Below are 18,502 nucleotides of genomic sequence, written 5' to 3'. Positions count from 1 at the left end.
CCGGAAAGCCCGGCAGTGGACGGCGTGGATCACGTGGTCGACCAGTCGCGGGCGAGTCGCCGCAGGCGGAACTCGTTGGTCTCCGGATCGGCGAGCGCAAGGTAGTCCGCAGCGCCGGAATCCGCGGCGGTCGGCTCGCGCGGAGTCGCACCGGCGGCGCGGAGCCGGGCCACCTCCGCGGGCTGGTCATCGGCGGGAAACGAGGTGAGATCCAGGTGCAGCCTGGTTCGACCGGACCTGTGATCAGGTGTGCGCACGAACTCCAGCCAGGAGCCGAGGCCGGTCGCCGAACGCAGCCCGGCCACCCGCGCATCGTGGTGCGTGACCGGCCAGCCGGAGGCGGCCGACCAGAATTCGGCGAGCCGCACCGGGTCGCGCGTGTCGACCACGATGGCCGCCACGGCGCCCGTGTCCACGTACTCCTCCCTCGGCTCCAGCACGCAGAACTCGTTGCCCTCGGGATCGGCGAGCACTACCCATGGCACCGCGCCCTGGCCGATGTCGACGGGGTGCGCACCGAGCGCCAGTGCCCGGTCCACCTGGGTGCGCTGATGATCGATCGAGCGGCTGGCCAGATCGAGGTGCATGCGGTTCTTGCCGCTCTTCGCCCGCGCGGCAGGCAGGAAGGCGAGGGCGATGTCGACGCCGTCGGGATCGGGTGCCGCGACGTCCACTTCGTCGGGGCGGTCGAGGGTTACAGCCCAGCCGAGCAGCGCGGCCCAGAAGTCCGCGACGAACCGCGGCTGGTCGGTGTCGAACACGACACATGCCAGGCGGGTGGACATGAAATCAACCGTACTGGGCGCGTGCCCGGCCCGGAGGTCTTTCGAATCAGCGCGCGGCAAGGAACGGAAAGCGTGCGGCGCGCAGATCCACTCGCCCGTCTCGGATCGGCACGCCCTCCTCGGCGAGCAGTCCCAGCTGGCGGCCGGCCAAGTGTGCGGCGGGCTTGCCGCCCGCGCCGATCACCCGGTGCCAGGGCAGGTCGGCGGCGTCGGTGCGCATGATCCAGCCCACCGTGCGTGCGGTGGATAGCCCCACCGCCGCGGCGATGTCGCCGTAGGTGGCCACCCGGCCCGCCGGGATCGAAGCAACCAGGGCGCGCACCTGCTCGACCTGGGCATCGGTGGTGGGCATCCGATCAGAGTACTGAGCGCACGAGTTCGCCGGTCTCGGCCGGATGTGCCTGGGCGACCATGTGATCGCAATTCCATTCGTGCACGGCCAGGTTCTCGCCCATGCGCGCGGTGAGCGCCGCACGGAACTCCGGCGTGACGAAGGACGGGTCGACCTTCATCGCCTGCACCAGCACCGTCGGCAGGTCGGCGGGCGGCAACACCCAGTGGCGTGCCAGCTCGCCCCAGTAGGAGTTGATCGCGGGCAGGCTCATCCGCCACCCGAAACGTCCGTCCGCGGTGGGCAGCAGATGCTCGGTGAGTTCGGCCTCCAGCAGGCGTGGCTCCACGTCGCCCCAGCCGGTGTCCAGCTTGTCCTGACGGGCCTCCTCGACGCTGTCGTAGTCGGCCGAGACCAGTGTGGACAGCGCGATCTCGTTGAGCAACTCCGGTGCCAGTGCGATGGCCGGGTCGAGCAGCACCAGCGAGCGCACCAGGTCCGGATGCCGATGGGCGAGATGCAGCGCACACGCGCCGCCGAACGAGTGCGCGACCACCACCACCGGTCCGTCGGCCTCCGCGGCGAGCAGCTCGACCAGGTCCGCGACGATGGTCTCGAAGTTCCACGGCGGCAGCGGCGTCGAGTGACCGTGTCCGCGCAGGTCGGGGGCGAGAATACGGACATCGGGCAGGTGCCGGGTGGCCAGGTCTTCCCAGCGTTTGCCATGGCCGGTCACGCCGTGCAGGGCGAGCACCACCGGTCGGGTCGTCGGACCGAACCGGTGGACATTCAATACAGACACCGGTCCATTTTGACCTGCGCGGGAATCGGGCGCAGGGCGAGTCGCGCGGAGCGGCGTGCCGGCGTGTCGGTCGTGTCTGTTGCAATAGCCCGCGTGGTGCGATCGGATGGCGCGGTGCGACTTGTTCGCCGGAAAGTGGTGGCGCCCCGGCCGCGGGCATGGGATGCCGACGTTCGCGCGCTGGTGGACGCCTCGGCCGAGGCTGGGCCGACCCGTTCGGGTTGGCGGCCCTGGCAGGTGCTCGGCGGACCGGGCACGGGCAAGACGGCCCTGCTCGTCGACGTCGCCGCCGCGCGCATCGCGGCCGGGGCCGACCCCGAATCGGTGCTGGTGCTCGCCCATTCGAAACAGGCGGCGAGCGCCGCACGCGATGCCGTGACGGCGCGGTTGTCCGGGCCGGAACCCGGCGCCGAGGGCGGAGTGCCCGGCGCTACCCGTGAGCCGCTGGTTCGCACGCTGCACTCGTATGCCTTCTCGGTCCTGCGCAGGCACGCCACGGCGCACGGCAACCCGCCGCCACGGTTGCTGACCGGTGCCGAGCAGGACGCGGTGCTGCGCGAGATGCTGCGTGGTGACCTGGCCGACATTGCCGAGGGCGCGCCCGGACTGTGGCCGGAGCGGTTGCGTCCCGCGCTCGCGCTCGGTGGGTTCGCCGAGCAGTTGCGTGACCTCATGCTCCGGGCCACCGAGCGCGGTATCGGGCCGGAGGATCTGGTGCGGCTCGGGCGCGAGCATGCCAAGCCGGAATGGGTGGCGGCGGGCAGGTTCGCCATCCGCTACGAGCAGACCATGCTGCTGCGCTGGTCGGTCGGCGTGGAGGCGCCGGAGGCGACGGCGCCCGCGCTGGATGCCGCCGAACTGGTCGGCGCGGCGCTGGACGCGCTGGCCGCCGACCCGAATCTGCTTGCCGCGGAACGCGCCAGGATCAGGTACCTGCTGGTCGACGACGCACAGCACCTCGACCCGCAAGCGGCGATCCTGGTCAAGGTGATCGGGCACAGCGCGCGGACCACGGTGATCGCGGGCGATCCCGATCAGGCCGTCTTCGCCTTCCGTGGCGCCGACGCTCGCTTCCTCGCCGACCTGGACGCACCGGACGGCCAGCGCATCGTCCTACGAGACAACCATCGTTTCAGCGGCCAGGTGCGGCTCGCGGTCGCGCGCATCGCGGCACGCCTGCCCGGCGCGGCACCGCAGCGCCTTCCTGTCCCGCGTCACGCGATCGAACCGGACGACGATGGCACCGAGGTGCGGGTCCGCGTGCTCGCCACCCCCGCGAAGGAGGCCGCACTCATCGCCGACCATCTGCGCCGCGCGCACCTCACCGCCGGGGTGCCGTGGTCGCGGATGGCGGTGATCGTCCGTTCGGTGCCGCTGTCGCTGGCGCCGCTGCGGCGCGCGCTGCTCGCGGCGGGTGTGCCGGTGCAGCAGCCCGCGCTCGATACGCCGCTGGCGCGCAGGCGCGGCGCGGCCTGGATGTTGCTGTCGCTGCGCGCGGTGCTGGCCGGGGAGGCGACGCGCAGGCACGGCGCGGAACCGGATTTCGAGCTGGAGGACGCACTCGATTTGCTGGCCGGGCCGCTCGGCGGCGCCGACCAGATCGCATTGCGCCGATTGCGACGTGGCGTCCGGCGCGCGGTGCTGGAGTTGGAACGCAACAGGTCCAAGGACACACCGATCTCTGACGGGGCTCGATCCACGAGCGACGAACAGCCGCCGGATCGCAGCGGCGAGATCGACCGCCCCTCCGCGCAGGTACTGCGCGACCTGCTGATCGGGTCCGGCGACCTGGCGATCTTGGACAGGCTCACGGAGGTCGAGGCGGCGCCGCTGCGCCGGGTGCTCGACGCGCTGGACCGGGCGCGTAAGGCGCGCAGGAGCGGCGCGGGCCTGGAGGACGTGCTGTGGGCGCTGTGGACCGGTTCCCGGCTGGAGCGGCGCTGGGTGGCGCAATCCGAGCGCGGCGGCGCGGTCGGCATGCAGGCCGACCGCGATCTGGACGCGGCAGTCGGACTGTTCGACGCAGCCGCCGCCTATGTCGACCGGTTGCCGCGGGCAAGTATCGAAGGTTTCGTCGATTACCTGCTCCAACAGGAGATCCCGAACGACGCCGCACCGCGCACCGCCCCAGGTGCGGCGGTGGCACTGCTGAGCGCGCACGCCGCCGCGGGCCGGGAATGGGATGTGGTCGCGGTCGCGGCGGTGCAGGAAGGGATCTGGCCCAACCCGCGGTCGCGCGGCACCCTCCTGCACACCGAGGACCTGGTCGACCTCACCGCGGGCGTGATCGATGCGGGGGAGCGGGTGAGCCGCGCGGCTCCGATCCTCGCCGAGGAGCGCAGGTTGCTGCTAGTCGCGTGTAGCCGCGCCCGCCGGTCTCTGCTCGTGACCGCCGTGGAGTCGGTGTCCGGCGAACGGGATCTGGTGCCGTCGCGGTTCCTCACCGAGTTGCTCGGGCACGACGACGCCAGCGAGCCCGGCGCGCTTCCGGTCGTCGATCCCGGCCGCGCCCTGGTGATGCACTCGCTGGTGGCCGAATTGCGCGGCGTGGTCTGCGATCCCCAGGCCGACCCGCAGCGCAGGCGGCGCGCCGCGCACCAGCTGGCGCGGCTCGCGGACGCGGGCGTGCGTGGCACCCACCCCGACGACTGGTACGGCATCGCGGAACTGAGCTCGCAGCGGCCGCTGTGGGCCGAAGACGAAGGCGCGGTGGGCCTTTCGCCCTCCACCGTCGAGCTGCTGCGGACTTGCCCGCTGCGCTGGGCGCTGGAACGCCACGGCGGCACCGACGGCGACAATCCGCATGCCGTGAAGGGCAACCTGGTGCACACGCTGGTGCAGGCGCTCGCGGGCAAAGTGCCCGAGGCGCAGGTGCGCGCGGCGCTGGACCACGCATGGCGGGCGGTGGATCCCGGTTCGGGCTGGCACTCCCGGCAGGAGCTGCGCCGCACCGAGGCAATGCTGGAGACGTTCATGGCGTGGGTAAGCAACACCCGCGGCGAACTCACCCAGGCCGGTGTCGAGGTTCCGGTCGACTGCGTGCTGCCTGCCCGGACCGAAGACGAACGCGCCGTGCGGATCCGGGGCCGCATCGACCGGCTGGAGCGAGATGCGTTGGGGCGCTTCGTGATCGTGGATGTGAAGACCGGAAAGTCGCCGATCACCAAGCAGGCCGCCGTCGATCATGCCCAGTTGGCGACCTATCAGGTGGCGGCGGCAACGGGAGCTCTCGACACGCCGGCCGAATCCGAAGCCACGGGCGGACCCGAACCGATCGGCGAGCCCGGCGGAGCCCGCTTGGTGTACGTCGCCAAACCGAGCAGCAAGGAGGGCGCGGCTCAGCGTATGCAGCCCGCGCTGGATGCCGAGGCGCTCGACAAGTGGCGCACGACGATTCACGAAGCCGCAGCGGCCACCCAGGGTCCGAGCTATGTCGCCATGCGCAACGACGGCTGCCGCCACTGCGCGGTGGCCGGCAGCTGCCCCGTGCAGGATCGCGGAAGGCAGGTGACCGACGAGTGAGCGAGCGAACCATGGGCACGGCCGAGTTCTCGATCATGCCGGAGCTGAGCGTCAGCGAGGCGCGGGCATGAGTGAGCCGGGCGCCGCACCCTCGAACCCGGCGCTGCGTATCGTCGGCGAGGCGTGGCCGTGACCGACCGGGTGACACCGCACCGGCTGGCGGAAGCGCTCGGCTTGCCCCCGCCGACCGATGAGCAGGCCGCCGTGATCGCGGCTCCGCCGGGCCCGACCCTGGTGGTCGCGGGCGCGGGCGCGGGCAAGACCGAGACGATGGCCGCACGCGTGGTGTGGATGGTCGCGAACCGGCTCGTGCTGCCCGACGAGGTACTCGGACTGACCTTCACGCGTAAGGCCGCGCAGCAGTTGACCGCCCGCATTCGTACCCGGCTCGCCCGGCTCGCCGGTGCACCGCTGCTGCGCGAACTCGACGCGACCGGACAGTTGCGAGCCCAGCTGGCCGGAGCGGAACCGGAGATCAGCACCTATCACTCGTATGCGGGCAGGCTGCTCACCGAGCACGGGCTGCTGCTTCCGGTGGAACCCTCCGCGACGCTGCTCACCGAGACCCAGCTCTGGCAGCTGGCTCACCAGGTCGTCCGCGGTTGGGATGGCGATCTGGACACCGATCGCACGCCGGTGTCGGTCACCGAGGCGGTGCTCGCGTTGTCCGGTCAGCTGGCCGAGCACTTGGTGGAGGCCGAGGAGTTGGCCGAGGCGCACACCGAACTGGCGAAGCTGGTGCACACGCTGCCCGCGGGTCCACGCCAGCGCGGCGGGCCCAGTCAGGCACTATTGAATATTCTGCAGGTGCAGCGCGAACGAGTCGCCCTGCTTCCGCTGGTGCAGCAGCTCGCCGATGCGCTGCGCCGCCGCGGAGCACTGGATTTCGGCGCGCAGATGTCGCTCGCGGCGCGGCTGGCCGCCGAGTATCCCGAAGTCGCCGCCGCGGAGCGTGCCCGTTTTCGGCTGGTCCTGCTCGACGAATATCAGGACACCGGCCATGCCCAGCGGGTGCTGCTGGCCGCGCTGTTCGGCGGAGCCCCGGAGTCGGCGACGGACCACGAGCCCGGGTCCGCGTCACCGGAGTCCATGCCCGAGCACGGGCCCACCCGCCCTGGCCGACACGACCGGTACACGGACCCGCCGTCGCAGCACGCCGTAGCGCACCCGCATTCGTCGACGGGGGACGCGTCGTCGCCGCGCGCCGGTGCAGACCACCCGCACCCGGACCCCCTGATGCGAGAGGTGCAGTCACCACACGCTGGTGCACACGACCTGCACTTCGATCCACCGACGCGGGCCTGGCCATCGCCGCGTGCCGGTGCACACGACCGAATCTCTGGTTCGTCTGGAGGCGGCGAGTCGCGCACGGGACAGCGTCTCGCGGTGACCGCCGTCGGCGACCCGATGCAGTCGATCTACGGCTGGCGCGGCGCGTCAGCGGCGAACCTGCCCCGCTTCGCCACCGACTTCCCCCGCGCGCCCGGTGTTCCCGCCCCGACGCTGCCGCTGCTGACCAGCTGGCGCAACCCGCCCGAGGCGCTGGCGCTGGCGAACCTGGTCGCGGAACCATTGCGCCGCACAGCGATCGAGGCAGGCGGTGTGACCGTCGACGCGTTGCGCGCCAAACCCGACGCGGGACCGGGTGTCGTGGCCTTGGCGCTGACCGGAACTGTCGCCGAGGAACGTGAGTGGGTGGCCGAGCGGATTGCCGTGGAATGGTCGGCCCGGCGTACGGCGGGACAGGAGCCGCCGACGTCGGCGGTGCTGGTGCGCCGCAATGCCGATGCCGCACCGCTCGCGGAAGCGCTCCGCGAGCAAGGACTTCCGGTGGAGATCGTCGGACTCGGCGGTCTGCTGGCAACGCCGGAGGTCGCCGACATCGTCGCGACCCTGCGTTTAGTCGCCGAACCCGGCGCGGGCAGCGCCGCCATGCGCGTGCTGACCGGCGCTCGCTGGCGCATCGGCGTCGCCGACATCGCGGCACTCGCCCGCCGAGCCCGAGACTTGTCGATCAGGCGCCCCGCGCAGGAGAACACGGCCGAGATCGCCGACAGCGTCGCACTCGACGCCGCGCTTCGTGAGGTGGCTCCGGAACCCGCGGAACAAGCGGGCCTTGCGGACGCGATCGCCGATCCCGGTCCGGCGGAGCAGTATTCGGCGGCCGGTTTCGCCCGACTCGAAGCGCTGGGGCGTGAGTTGGCCGCGCTGCGCGAGCGTAGCGGGCAGCCGTTGGCGGAATTGGTCGCGGATGTCGAACGCACCATCGGTGTGGGTGTGGAGACTCAGGCGCGCCGAGCGATGGCGGGTACCGGCGCGGGGCGCGAGCACCTGGACGCGTTCGCCGAGGTGGTTGCCGGATACGCCGCCGACACCGGAGCCTCACTGGGTGGGCTGCTCGCGTTCCTCACCGCCGCGGAGGAGGTCGAGAACGGGCTGCAGCCGGGAGAAGTGGAGGTCGCCCGGGATCGGGTGCAGGTGCTGACCGTACACGCTGCCAAGGGCCTGGAATGGGCGGTCGTCGCGGTTCCGCATGTGGTGGACGGCGTGTTCCCGTCGAAAGGAGGTTCCGGCACGTGGCTCGGCGCGCTCGCCGAGCTGCCTACTACGCTGCGTGGCGACCGCAAACAGGACGACGCGGCCGAGGGCGTCCCGGTTCTCGATCTGACCGACCTCTACGACCGCGCCGACCTCGAACGGGCGATCAAAGCGCATAAGGAGGCGCTGGAGCGCCGCCGGATCGACGAGGAGCGCCGACTGTTCTATGTCGCGCTCACCAGAACTGAACGTGTCCTCCTCGTTTCGGCCCACCATTGGGCCGAAACCGGAACCTCGCCGAAGGGGCCTTCGGACTTTCTTCTGGAGCTGAAGCGCGCGGGCGAAGCCCCCGACAGTCCGGCGAACGGCGCCCTGGCGATCGACCGCTGGGACGACCCGCCCGCCGCCGACGCCGTCAACCCTTTCACGGACAACCCCGCCACCGCGCACTGGCCGCGCGATCCGCTGGGCGTCCGGCGTGACCCCATCGAGCAGGGCGCCGCGCTGGTTCGCACGGCCCTTGCCGAGCTTCGGGCCCGCCCGGCTTCCGCGACGCAAGCCACAGCACACGAACCAGACGCGCACAGCACCGCCACGGCCCGCCGCGCCGAGGAACTCACCCTCGATTTCGACCTCGTTCCGACGTCGACCATTGACGACATAGCGGCAGACCAGGAAGATCACGGTCGCATCGGCGGCCCCGAGCATTACCCGCCCGACGACGAGTTCCCCCCGGACCCGATGGACGAGTTCGCCGACGTTCCCCATTTCGACTCCGCAAGGGAATACACCGACCCGCACGCGGATCTCGAGCACGATTACGGCGAGGCCGTGCCGCCGGACCCGGTCGAGGAGTACCTGTCGGCCGACGATCATGCCTTCGATCCGCGCTTCGTGCTCCCGCCCGATGACCCGGACGACCCCGAGGGCTGGGCCGCCGACGTCGACGCCCTGCTCGCCGAACATCAGGCGGCCGCTGCCGCCGCCGAAACGGTCGAGCTTCCCGGCCAGATCGCGGCGACAGCACTGGTCGAACTGCGCGCCGACCCGGCGAAACTCGCCGCGCGCCTTCGCCGCCCGCTGCCTTATCCGCCGAATCCGTTGGCGCGCCGCGGCACCGCGTTCCACGCCTGGGTGCAGCGGTGGTTCGGTGCCAGCCGTCTGCTCGGCCTGGACGAACTGCCCAGCGCGGCCGACGGCGGCGCGGCCGACGCGGGCCTGGATGCCGAGCTGACCGCGATGCAGGACGTGTTCCTCGACTCGCCATGGGCGAATCGCAGCCCGATCGAGGTCGAGGTCCCGTTCGAAACTTCGATCGCGGGCACCGTGATCCGCGGGCGGATCGACGCGGTGTTCGCCGAACCGGGCGGCGGCTGGGTCGTGGTCGACTGGAAGACCGGCGCCGAGCCGACCGCCGCCGAGGAACCCGCGGTCGCCATGCAGCTTGCCGTCTACCGCCTGGCCTGGGCTCGGCTGATGGCCGCGCGGGAGGGCCGGTCCGAGCAGGAGATGCTGGATCGGATCGGTGCCGCGTTCCACTACGTGCGCACCGGGCGCACCATCGCGCCCGCGACGCTGGCCGGTCCGGACGAACTGGCCGAGCTGATCAGGAGCATCGCCCGTGTTTGATTGCAGCGCCTACGGCGCTGCGTGTTCGCGGCCCCTGAGCCGGGCCGCGAACGGGCGATCCTCGGTCTCGCTCCGCTCGAAACCGAGGCTGGGCCCAGCGTTCTGCATTTCGTGTGGCCCGAGCCAGAAGGGGGCCGCGAACACGCAGTGCCGTAGGCGCTGCAAAGATAAACACTGTGCCGGAGGGACGAGGAATGTATGACCGACACGTGCGACGATAGGACGGGTGCGTTCGGTGTTCGGTGACCGATCACGCGGCCTCGAGCTGTCGAGCCGCCCACACTTCGCATTGGTCGGCGTGCTGCGCATCCCCGAAATCCAGACCAGTCCATGGATTTCGCTGACCCGGCGGGTGGTGTTCGCGGTCAGTCTGCTGTTTCTGGCCGCGCTGGTGGTGTATCTCGGTCGCCACGGATACCACGACAATTCGGGCGACGAACTGTCATTCCTGGACGCGTTCTATTACGCGACTGTGTCGCTGTCGACCACCGGATACGGTGATATCGCCCCCGTGACGGCCGAAGCGCGGCTGGCGAACATCATCATCATCACCCCGCTGCGCATCCTGTTCCTCATCGTGCTGGTCGGCACCACGCTCGGCGTGCTGACGGAACGCTCCCGGCAGGCTTTCAAGATTCAGCGATGGAGGCACAGCGTGCGCAATCACACCGTGGTCGTCGGATACGGCACGAAAGGACGGACCGCGATCGACGCCATGCTCGGTGACGGTGTGCATCCGGCCGACATCGTCGTGGTCGACACCGATGTCATCGTGTTGGAGGCGGCCGCGAACGCCGGACTGGTCACGGTGCACGGGTCGGCCACCCAGTCCGACGTGCAGCGGCTGGCCGGTGTGCAGAACGCCGCCGCGGTCGTGGTCGCCACCAACCGCGACGACACCGCCGTGCTGGTCACTCTGACCGCCCGTGAGCTGAACAAGGCCGCCAAGATCGTGGTCGCGATCCGGGAGGCGGAGAACACCCACCTGGTGCGGCAGTCCGGCGCCGACTCGGTGGTGGTGTCGTCCGAGACCGCGGGCCGGTTGCTCGGTATCGCGACGACCACGCCGACCGTGGTGGAGGTGATGGAGGACCTGCTCACTCCCGAGCACGGCTTCGCGGTCGCCGAACGCGAGGTGGAGCCGTCCGAGATCGGGGGTTCGCCACGGCATCTCAGCGACATCGTGCTCGGGGTGGTGCGCGAAGGGGTGTTGGTGCGTGTCGGCGAGCCTGAGGTCGACGCGATCGAGCCAGGCGACAAACTGTTGTACATCCGCAGGGTGGGCAAGTGACACCGGCACGAACGGGCGGGTAACTCGGGCGCGATAGTCTCGAAGCGTGCCCGCATTTCAACTCGATGGTGTTCCGCTGCTGTCCCGCTCCGTGATCGACCGAGCCGAGGAGATCCGGGGCGACGCCCAGGCACTGAAGGAAGGCTGGGACCAGGCGAGATTGCTGCGGGTCAACCGGCGCGGGCAGGTGCGCTTCGATAGCGGCGCCCTGGTCATGGAGGCGGCTGTAAAGTTGTCCGCCGAGCCCAGCCCCGCCGCGGTGTTCCTGGGTGTCGAGAACGGCATCCACCTGTGGGCGGTGCGCGATCCGGAACTCGAGGGCGCGCTGACGGATCTGCGCGCGCTGGCGGGCGGCAGTATCGACGATCGCACCGCGGCGTTGCTCTCCACCGCGAACGCGCTGCTGAACTGGCACGACAAGGCTACATTCAACGGCGCGGACGGCGCGCTGACGGCCTCGTCCAAGGCCGGATGGTCGCGGATCACCGAGAGCGGCTACGAGGAGTTCCCGCGCATCGATCCCGCGGTGATCTGCCTGATCCACGACGGCGGCGAGCGGGTGCTACTCGCCCGGCAGCACAGCTGGCCCAAGTCGCTGTTCTCGCTGCTCGCCGGGTTCGTCGAGGCGGGCGAGTCGCTGGAACGCTGCGTCGAGCGGGAGATGCGCGAGGAAGTCGGCCTCGACGTGCGCGAGATCAGTTACCTGGGCAGCCAGCCGTGGCCGTTCCCGCGGTCGCTGATGGTCGGCTTCGCCGCGGTCGCCGATCCCGATCAGCCGCTGGCCTTCTCCGACGGAGAGATCGCCGAGGCCCACTGGTTCACCCGCGCCGAGGTGCGCGAAGCCCTGGCCGTGGGGGACTGGTCGACGCAGGGCGACGGCCAGCGGCTGCTGCTGCCGGGCTCGATCTCCATCGCGCGCACCATCGTCGAATCCTGGGCTGCGATCGGCTGAGCCACCGCACGGGCTGTGCGGCCCGCGCGGAATGGTCAGGACAGCGTGGCGAGCGTCTGCTTGACGGCCGCCAGCGACGGGTTCGTCGCGGTGGAACCGTCGGCGAACTTCACCGTCGGCACCACGTGGTTGCCGCCGTTGACGCTGCCGACGAACTCGGCCGACGCCGGATCTTGCTCGATATCGATTTCGACATAGCTGATTCCGGCCTCGTCCAGCTGCTTCTTCAGCCTGCGGCAGTAGCCGCACCAGGTGGTCGAGTACATCGTCAGGTCATGGTTCGCGTCAGTCACGAACCATGCAACGTTGGACGACCGCTCACTGTTCCAACTCGAACTTCCTCTCCGCTTGCGCCAATTTTAGTAAGCGCACATACTAAAGTGATGACGATCATCGCCACCGCGCGCACCACCTCCACCGCACCGCCCGCCGCATTCTTCGCACGCTGGGCCGATGTGGCCACCTGGCCGGAATGGAATACCGACATCGAGTGGGTGCGCTCGAGCGGCCCGTTCGCCGAGGGCTCGACCGGGACATTGAAGCCGAAAGGCGGCCCGAAGGTCGAGTTCGTCATCGAGCGCCTCACCGATTCGGAGTTCGTCGACGTCTCGAAACTGTTCGGTGCACGACTGACCTTCGCCCACGAGGTCGGCGTCACAGCCGGCCGCACCGTGGTGACGGTGCGGGTTTCGATCGACGGGCCGCTGCGCTCGCTGTGGAAGAAAATCCTCGGCGCCGATCTGGCAAGGTCCGTGCAGCCCGACCTCGACGCACTGGTCTCCGTCGTCGAGGGGATGAAGGCGTGAGGTACTGGTTGGGTGTCGTGTCCCGCGAACACGTCCTGCGCGGTGTGCGGCTCGGCATCGCGCAGGCCAACCACGGCAAACGCTCGGCGGTGGAGCGGATGCGGCCCGGCGACGGCCTGGTCTATTACTCGCCGCGCGAAGGCATGCGGGCAGGTGCGCCGGTGCGCTCGTTCACCGCGATCGGCACCATCGACGACCGGCCGGTTTGGCAGGCCGACCCGCAGGACGACGGCTGCTTCCAGCCGTGGCGCCGGTCGGTCAGCTATCGCGCCGGGGCACGGGAAATCCCGATCGAGGCGCTGCGCGCGGATCTGGACCTCACCAGCGTGCCGAACTGGGGCGTGGTGCTGCGCCGTGGCTTGGTAGAACTCAGCGCGCACGACTACGCGCTGATCGCGCGGGCAATGCGGGACGAGTGAGGGAGGCCGATGCACGAGGGAGCACTGGATGCCGGACTGCGCACCAGATTTCGCGAGGCCGACGAGAGTCCTGGCCTATTGCTGTGGCAGGTGACCAACCGGTGGCAGGCCGCACAGCGGGCGGCGCTGGCCCCGTTCGACCTGACGCACGTGCAGTTCGTGCTCCTCGCCTCGCTGACCTACCTCGCGGACCGGCGCGACGATCCGGTGCGACAGCGTGACCTGGCCGAGCACGCCGCCACCGACCCGATGATGACCTCCCAGGTACTGCGCACGCTCGAACAGAAGGGTCTGCTCGAGCGCCGCGACCATCCGGGCGATCGCCGGGCGAAAGCGCTCGTTCCCACCCAAGCCGGTGCGGTGCTGGTGAATCGGGCGATAGTCGCAGTCGAATCCTGCGACCAGGAATTCTTCGGACCGCTCGGCTCGAACGGTGACGCATTCTCCGATGCCCTGCGGTTGCTGCGCGACCGCGGCGTGCACTGACCCGACCACGCTGAGCGAGTGCACAAGGCCTCGGTCCGGCGTAGGGAGAATACCGCAGTGGTGAGCCGGCCGATGTCCGCGATGACGCCGCTCGCCACGGCGTGTGTCGGTGGGCGCTGTCATGATGGACCGCGTGCCCGCACTCGACCTCGCCGACCTCGATCCCGAGCAGGCCGCCGCCGCGCGAGCGCCGCGCGGTCCGGTGTGCGTGCTCGCGGGCGCGGGCACGGGCAAGACCAGGACCATCACCCACCGCATCGCCTATCTGGTGTCGGAAGGGCATGTCAAGGCCGACCAGGTGCTCGCGGTGACCTTCACCGCGCGCGCGGCGGGGGAGTTGCGCGGTCGCCTGCGCGCGCTCGGTCTTGGTGGCGACGCGACTCAGGTGCAGGCGCGGACCTTCCACGCGGCCGCGCTGCGGCAGCTCAAATACTTCTGGCCGCAGATCGTCGGAGACGTGCCATGGCGGCTCATCGACGGCAAGTTCCCGATCGTCGCGCAGGCGGCGAACCGGGCTGGTCTATCCAGCGGCACCGACAGCGTCCGTGACCTGCTGAGCGAAATCGAATGGGCGAAGGCCTCGCTCATCGCGCCGGAGGACTACGCGGCCGCGGTCGCCAAGCACCGCCGTGAAACTCCGTACGACGCGATGCGAGTGGCCGACGTCTACGCGGGCTACGAGAAGCTCAAGGCGACGCCGGACGGGCTACTGCTCGATTTCGATGATCTGCTGCTACACACCGCCGCCGCGCTGGAGGACTATCCGGCTGTTGCCGACGAATTCCGCGGCCGCTACCGCAGTTTCGTGGTCGACGAGTACCAGGACGTTACGCCGCTTCAGCAGCGAGTGCTCGACGCTTGGCTGGGTGACCGCGACGATCTCACCGTGGTCGGCGATGCCAACCAGACGATCTATTCGTTCACCGGCGCCACCCCCAGCTATCTGCTCGACTTCTCCCGCCGCTTCCCCGAAGCCACCGTGGTCCGCTTGGAACGCGACTATCGCTCGACTCCGCAGGTGGTGTCGCTGGCCAACCGCGTGATCGGAGTGGCGCGCGGCCGCATCGCGGGCACCAGGCTGCAGCTGATCGGCCGGCGGGCCGACGGACCGGAGCCGACGTTCGCCGAGTACGACGACGGTCCCGCCGAGGCCGCCGCGGTGGCGAAGGCGATCGAGCGGTTGATCGACGGCGGTACGCCCGCCGCGGAAATCGCCGTGCTGTATCGCATCAACGCCCAGTCGGAGGGCTACGAGCAGGCGCTCACCGAACGCGGCATCCCGTACCAGGTGCGCGGCGGCGAGGGTTTCTTCGCGCGGGCCGAAGTCAGGCAGGCTGTGCAGGCGTTGCGGCAGGCCACCGCCCGTGACGATCTGCCCGACCAGGCGCGCAGCGGCACCGCCCTGGTCTCGCTGGTCCGTGCGGTACTGGCCCCGCTCGGCCTGACCGCCACCGAGCCTGTGGGCGCTCAGGCGCGGGAACGTTGGTCCTCGCTGGTTGCTCTGGTGCGCCTGACCGAGGAGTTGGTCGGCCACGACGACCGGCTCGATCTGACCGGGCTGTTGCGCGAACTCGCCGCCCGAGCAGAGGCCAGGCACGCACCGACGGTGCAGGGGGTCACGCTGGCTTCGTTACACGCCGCCAAAGGCTTGGAGTGGGACGCGGTGTTCCTCGTCGGCCTGTCCGACGGCACCCTGCCGATCGGGCACGTCCTCGCCGACGACGGGTCGGTCGCCGACGAGGCCGCGCTGGAGGAGGAGCGGCGCCTGCTTTATGTCGGCGTTACCAGGGCGCGTGAGCAGCTGCGGCTGTCCTGGGCGCTGGCGAGGAACGAGGGTGGCAGGCGCACCCGGCGGCGCTCGCGGTTCCTCAACGGCCTCGTCCCCGACAACTCGCCCGCCTCACGCGTCGCGGCGCCGGTCACCACGTCGAACGGTATCCGCCCGACCTGCCGAGTGTGTGCCAAGCCGCTGATCGGCACCTACGCGACCATGCTCGGCCGCTGCCGCCGCTGCCCGGCGGAGCTGGACGCGGAACTGCTTGTCGCACTTCAGGAGTGGCGCGCGGAGAAGGCGGAAGCGTTGCGGGTGCGGGAATTCGTGGTATTCACCGACACCACGCTCACCGCGATCGCCGAACAACTACCCGCCGATGACGCCGCGCTGGCCGCGATTCCGGGCATCGGTGCGAAGAAGCTCGACCAGTACGGCGCCGAGGTTCTCGCGATCGTCGCGTCCCGGCTCCGATCTAGATCACAAAACCGCAGGTAGAAAATAGGTTGTCGCCGTAGGCGAACTTGCATATGGTGGGAGTCACGCACTGGGAGGTCATCTCGGCGCGCACCGTTACCGAAACACCACGAGTACAGGAGGGAGGCAGAGCAATGGACAACATCGTGAACTTCAACGCCTATGGCTTTGCGGTCAATGCGCCCATGGCGGCCTCCCGGGGGATCCTCGCCTTGCAGGGGATCGGTCTGTCCTGCATCAGTGCGTTCGGCGCCTTTGGGACGCAGGTGAATTCTGCCTCCATGCATGCGCCTATCCGCACCCTCATCCAGGACAAGCCCAGCGTGGGTTGGCACCCGGCAGTTGCTCAGGCAGCAGTCGGCGCCGTCACGGATGAAGCCGGACTCGAGCCGGCGGATCCGCGGGCAGCACGCCTCCGCACCGCACACCCAGCGACCGTGATCAGGACTCGACGCAGATGTCGACTTAGGTAGGGACCTCCTCCCGACCTCCTGGCCACGGATCGCATGAAGCGAAACCGTGGCCAATATTTTTCGGCCCTTCAGCCACCGGCACCGGTTTCGCGACACAACGAAACGAACCGCTGCAAACGAGTTGAAGGAGAACGACGTGTTCACCGCACAGGGTTGGCCGCAGGCCGCTACTGACGTGACATGCCGAGCCGTGGCGTCGACTACTCGGGCCCGAGAGGTCACCAAGGTCCTGCCTTGCCGCGCTGGAGATCCGGATCTCTGGTTCGCCGAGAGCCCGGTCCAGTTGGAGCAGGCCAAGGCGCTGTGCGCGACCTGCCCGATCCGCAAGGGCTGCCTGAGCGCGGCCATGGATCGGCGTGAGCCGTGGGGTGTTTGGGGCGGTGAGATCTTCGACCAGGGGGTCGTGATCGCCCGCAAGCGCCCGCGTGGCCGTCCACGCAAGGTCGCGATCCCGGCGTGAGCGTCAGGCCCGGAGGCGGCAGCTGGCGTAACCACGTAGGGCCCCGCTCATGCCGTGATGGACACAGCGTGAGCGTCAGGCCCGGAGGCGGCAGCTGGCGTAATCACGTAGGGCCCCGCTCATGCCGTGATGGACACAGCGTGAGCGTCAGGCCCGGAGGCGGCAGCTGGCGTAATCACGTAGGGCCCCGCTCATGCCGTGATGGACACAGCATGAGCTGGGAAGTGACTTCCCTCCCTCCGGTCGATGTGCTCGATTCGGTCGGTCCCGACCCGGGCCGAGCCAACGAACGAGAAAGCAGACCAGCCGCTCACCGGTGCCCGGTGAGCGGCTCGTCTGCGTTCAACCCTCAGGAGGCGGTGCGTTCCTCACGGAATCCCGGCATCCAGGTGCGCACGAGTTGCATGAACGGCAGCTCGGCGTCCAGTTGGGCCAGGATTCCGACGGAACCGCTGAGTACCCGGAAGATCATCACGAACTCGGCTGGAAGCTGGAGTGCCCGTGCGGTTTTCATCTCGGGGCTGGAGAGGTCGGAGGCCCTGCCCGCCACCCGCTGCATCCACTTGCGGGTGAAGTGGAACGAGTCGGTCTGGATCGGGTCGGTGAACGGCCGCAAATAGTCGGCGATCTCCTGATGGGTGACGTTCCGGCCGGGAATTACCCAGCCGTGGTCGTACATCAGCTCGGTGAGTTCGGCGAAGCGCTCCTCGACCGCCAGGGCCAGCATCCGGCCGAGCACCGGTGGTAAGCCGCCGGGCATCGGCGCACATGCCCCGAAGTCGATTACGGCGAGCTTGCCGTCGGGCAGCATCATAAAGTTGCCTGGGTGAGGGTCGACGTGCAGCAGTTCGACGATCTCCGGGGCGGAGAAGTGGAACCGGCACATCAGACCTGCGACTCGATTGCGCAGCGCGCGGGTGCTCACCGGATCCTCGGCCCCCTGCGCGATGATCGCGGAAACAGCGGTGCCGTCCAACCATTCGGTGACGATCACCTTCGGAGCGCTTGCCACCACCTTCGGCACCACGATCTCGCCGTGCCCATCGAAACCCTTGGCGAAGGCGCGCTGGTTGGCCGCCTCGTTGCGGTAGTCCAGCTCCTCCTCGGTGCGCTCGGTGATCTCGGCGAGGATCGGCTTCACATCCGAGCCCGGGATCACCGACCCGATCAGACCGGTCATCCGAGACAGCGTCTTGAGATCTGCGCGCAGCGCCTCGTCCGCGCCCGGGTACTGGACTTTCACCGCGACTGTTCGCCCGTCCGACCACACCGCTCTGTGCACTTGGCCGATGCTGGCCGACGCGGCTGGAGTGTCGTCGAATTCACGGAAGCGCCGCCGCCACTGGGTGCCGAGCTGCTGGTCGAGCACGCGGTGGACGGTCGCGGCGGGCATCGGCGGCGCGGCGGCCTGCAGCTTGGTGAGCGCCTCACGGTAGTGCTCGCCGAACTCCTCCGGGACCGCGGCCTCCATCACGCTGAGCGCCTGCCCGAACTTCATCGCGCCGCCCTTGAGTTCACCCAATATGGTGAACAACTGCTGGGCGGCCTTCTGGTTGAGTTGGGCGTTGATCGCGGACTTGTCGCCTCCGGCGAGCTTCTTGCCGAAGCCCACGGCGGCCCGCCCGGCGATGCCCAGCGGAATCTTGGCTAGTTTGGCATTCCGGGAGGCGGGACGGCGCACGATCTCAGACACGTACCCATCATGGCGGACGGACCCGTGGATTTGCCATGGCAATCTTGATCACTGCTACTTTCAGCGG

At 69.6% G+C, this 18,502-nt stretch carries 15 protein-coding genes; 10 read left to right on the top strand and 5 right to left on the bottom strand.

Features of this window, described 5'->3' with window-relative positions; all coding sequences use genetic code 11:
* Positions 1 to 29 precede the first annotated feature (29 nt).
* From OH799_RS17265 to OH799_RS17255, 3 genes are read right to left on the bottom strand one after another with little or no spacing between them, the layout of a single operon-like run.
* Positions 30 to 785, bottom strand: coding sequence for a VOC family protein (locus OH799_RS17265; protein ID WP_406281513.1), 756 nt, complete (start codon positions 783 to 785; stop codon positions 30 to 32).
* Positions 786 to 831: 46 nt separating this feature from the next.
* Positions 832 to 1,137, bottom strand: coding sequence for an MGMT family protein (locus OH799_RS17260; RefSeq protein ID WP_406281510.1), 306 nt, complete (start codon positions 1,135 to 1,137; stop codon positions 832 to 834).
* 4 nt (positions 1,138 to 1,141) lie between these two features.
* On the bottom strand, positions 1,142 to 1,918 hold the full coding sequence (locus tag OH799_RS17255; protein WP_406281508.1) for an alpha/beta fold hydrolase: 777 nt from the start codon (positions 1,916 to 1,918) through the stop codon (positions 1,142 to 1,144).
* 72 nt (positions 1,919 to 1,990) lie between these two features.
* On the opposite strand from OH799_RS17255, the gene OH799_RS17250 reads away from it, so the two are divergent.
* The 4 genes from OH799_RS17250 (at position 1,991) to nudC (ending at position 11,850) form a co-directional block, all read left to right on the top strand.
* Positions 1,991 to 5,440, top strand: a complete 3,450-nt coding sequence (locus tag OH799_RS17250; RefSeq protein ID WP_406281505.1) for an ATP-dependent helicase — start codon at positions 1,991 to 1,993, stop codon at positions 5,438 to 5,440.
* Positions 5,441 to 5,569: 129 nt separating this feature from the next.
* Entirely contained in the window at positions 5,570 to 9,607 is a 4,038-nt protein-coding gene (locus tag OH799_RS17245) for an ATP-dependent helicase (protein ID WP_406282199.1), read from the top strand.
* A 235-nt stretch (positions 9,608 to 9,842) separates the two neighbouring features.
* The gene (locus tag OH799_RS17240; protein WP_406282196.1) at positions 9,843 to 10,898 is read left to right on the top strand and encodes a potassium channel family protein; all 1,056 of its coding nucleotides are present in this window, start codon (positions 9,843 to 9,845) and stop codon (positions 10,896 to 10,898) included.
* A 46-nt stretch (positions 10,899 to 10,944) separates the two neighbouring features.
* Positions 10,945 to 11,850, top strand: a complete 906-nt coding sequence (gene nudC / locus OH799_RS17235) for an NAD(+) diphosphatase (RefSeq protein WP_406281502.1) — start codon at positions 10,945 to 10,947, stop codon at positions 11,848 to 11,850.
* Between the two features lie 35 nt (positions 11,851 to 11,885).
* Here nudC and OH799_RS17230 read toward each other — a convergent pair whose 3' ends face one another.
* Positions 11,886 to 12,116: a mycoredoxin gene (locus tag OH799_RS17230; RefSeq protein ID WP_357267126.1), complete on the bottom strand. Its 231-nt coding sequence runs from the start codon at positions 12,114 to 12,116 to the stop codon at positions 11,886 to 11,888.
* 117 nt (positions 12,117 to 12,233) lie between these two features.
* Between OH799_RS17230 and OH799_RS17225 the strand changes: the two genes are divergently transcribed.
* The 6 genes from OH799_RS17225 to OH799_RS17200 all read left to right on the top strand — a co-directional run bounded on the left by OH799_RS17225 (position 12,234) and on the right by OH799_RS17200 (position 16,742).
* Positions 12,234 to 12,656 (top strand): SRPBCC family protein, encoded by a 423-nt coding sequence (locus tag OH799_RS17225; protein WP_406281499.1) that lies wholly within the window; start codon positions 12,234 to 12,236, stop codon positions 12,654 to 12,656.
* Entirely contained in the window at positions 12,653 to 13,075 is a 423-nt protein-coding gene (locus OH799_RS17220) for an EVE domain-containing protein (RefSeq protein ID WP_357266710.1), read from the top strand. The genes OH799_RS17225 and OH799_RS17220 overlap by 4 nt, the downstream gene beginning before the upstream one ends.
* A gap of 9 nt (positions 13,076 to 13,084) precedes the next feature.
* The gene (locus tag OH799_RS17215; protein ID WP_406281494.1) at positions 13,085 to 13,561 is read left to right on the top strand and encodes a MarR family winged helix-turn-helix transcriptional regulator; all 477 of its coding nucleotides are present in this window, start codon (positions 13,085 to 13,087) and stop codon (positions 13,559 to 13,561) included.
* Between the two features lie 121 nt (positions 13,562 to 13,682).
* Positions 13,683 to 15,830 carry an ATP-dependent DNA helicase UvrD2 gene (locus OH799_RS17210; RefSeq protein WP_406282192.1) on the top strand — a complete coding sequence of 716 codons (2,148 nt, stop codon included), beginning with the start codon at positions 13,683 to 13,685 and terminating at the stop codon, positions 15,828 to 15,830.
* Between the two features lie 113 nt (positions 15,831 to 15,943).
* Positions 15,944 to 16,282 carry a hypothetical protein gene (locus OH799_RS17205; RefSeq protein WP_406281491.1) on the top strand — a complete coding sequence of 113 codons (339 nt, stop codon included), beginning with the start codon at positions 15,944 to 15,946 and terminating at the stop codon, positions 16,280 to 16,282.
* Between the two features lie 136 nt (positions 16,283 to 16,418).
* Complete coding sequence (locus OH799_RS17200) at positions 16,419 to 16,742, top strand: WhiB family transcriptional regulator (protein WP_406281488.1); 324 nt, start codon at positions 16,419 to 16,421, stop codon at positions 16,740 to 16,742.
* 349 nt (positions 16,743 to 17,091) lie between these two features.
* Here the strand turns inward: OH799_RS17200 and OH799_RS17195 are convergent, their stop codons facing one another.
* Positions 17,092 to 18,435: an ABC1 kinase family protein gene (locus OH799_RS17195; RefSeq protein ID WP_406281485.1), complete on the bottom strand. Its 1,344-nt coding sequence runs from the start codon at positions 18,433 to 18,435 to the stop codon at positions 17,092 to 17,094.
* Between the last annotated feature and the right edge of the window lie 67 nt (positions 18,436 to 18,502).

The organism is Nocardia sp. NBC_00881, from assembly GCF_045207455.1.
Lineage (GTDB): Bacteria > Actinomycetota > Actinomycetes > Mycobacteriales > Mycobacteriaceae > Nocardia.
The sequence above is the reverse complement of the archived record's forward strand: the minus strand, read 5'-3'. Positions and strand labels throughout refer to the sequence as shown.

What these genes read in the sequence shown, in the direction of transcription:
- OH799_RS17205 (WP_406281491.1), top strand. Translation starts at nt 15,944, where the DNA reads ATGGACAACATCGTGAACTTCAACGCCTATGGCTTTGCGGTCAATGCG.
- OH799_RS17215 (WP_406281494.1), top strand. Translation starts at nt 13,085, where the DNA reads ATGCACGAGGGAGCACTGGATGCCGGACTGCGCACCAGATTTCGCGAG.
- OH799_RS17265 (WP_406281513.1), bottom strand. Translation starts at nt 785, where the DNA reads ATGTCCACCCGCCTGGCATGTGTCGTGTTCGACACCGACCAGCCGCGG.
- OH799_RS17260 (WP_406281510.1), bottom strand. Translation starts at nt 1,137, where the DNA reads ATGCCCACCACCGATGCCCAGGTCGAGCAGGTGCGCGCCCTGGTTGCT.
- OH799_RS17225 (WP_406281499.1), top strand. Translation starts at nt 12,234, where the DNA reads ATGACGATCATCGCCACCGCGCGCACCACCTCCACCGCACCGCCCGCC.
- OH799_RS17210 (WP_406282192.1), top strand. Translation starts at nt 13,683, where the DNA reads ATGATGGACCGCGTGCCCGCACTCGACCTCGCCGACCTCGATCCCGAG.
- OH799_RS17230 (WP_357267126.1), bottom strand. Translation starts at nt 12,116, where the DNA reads ATGTACTCGACCACCTGGTGCGGCTACTGCCGCAGGCTGAAGAAGCAG.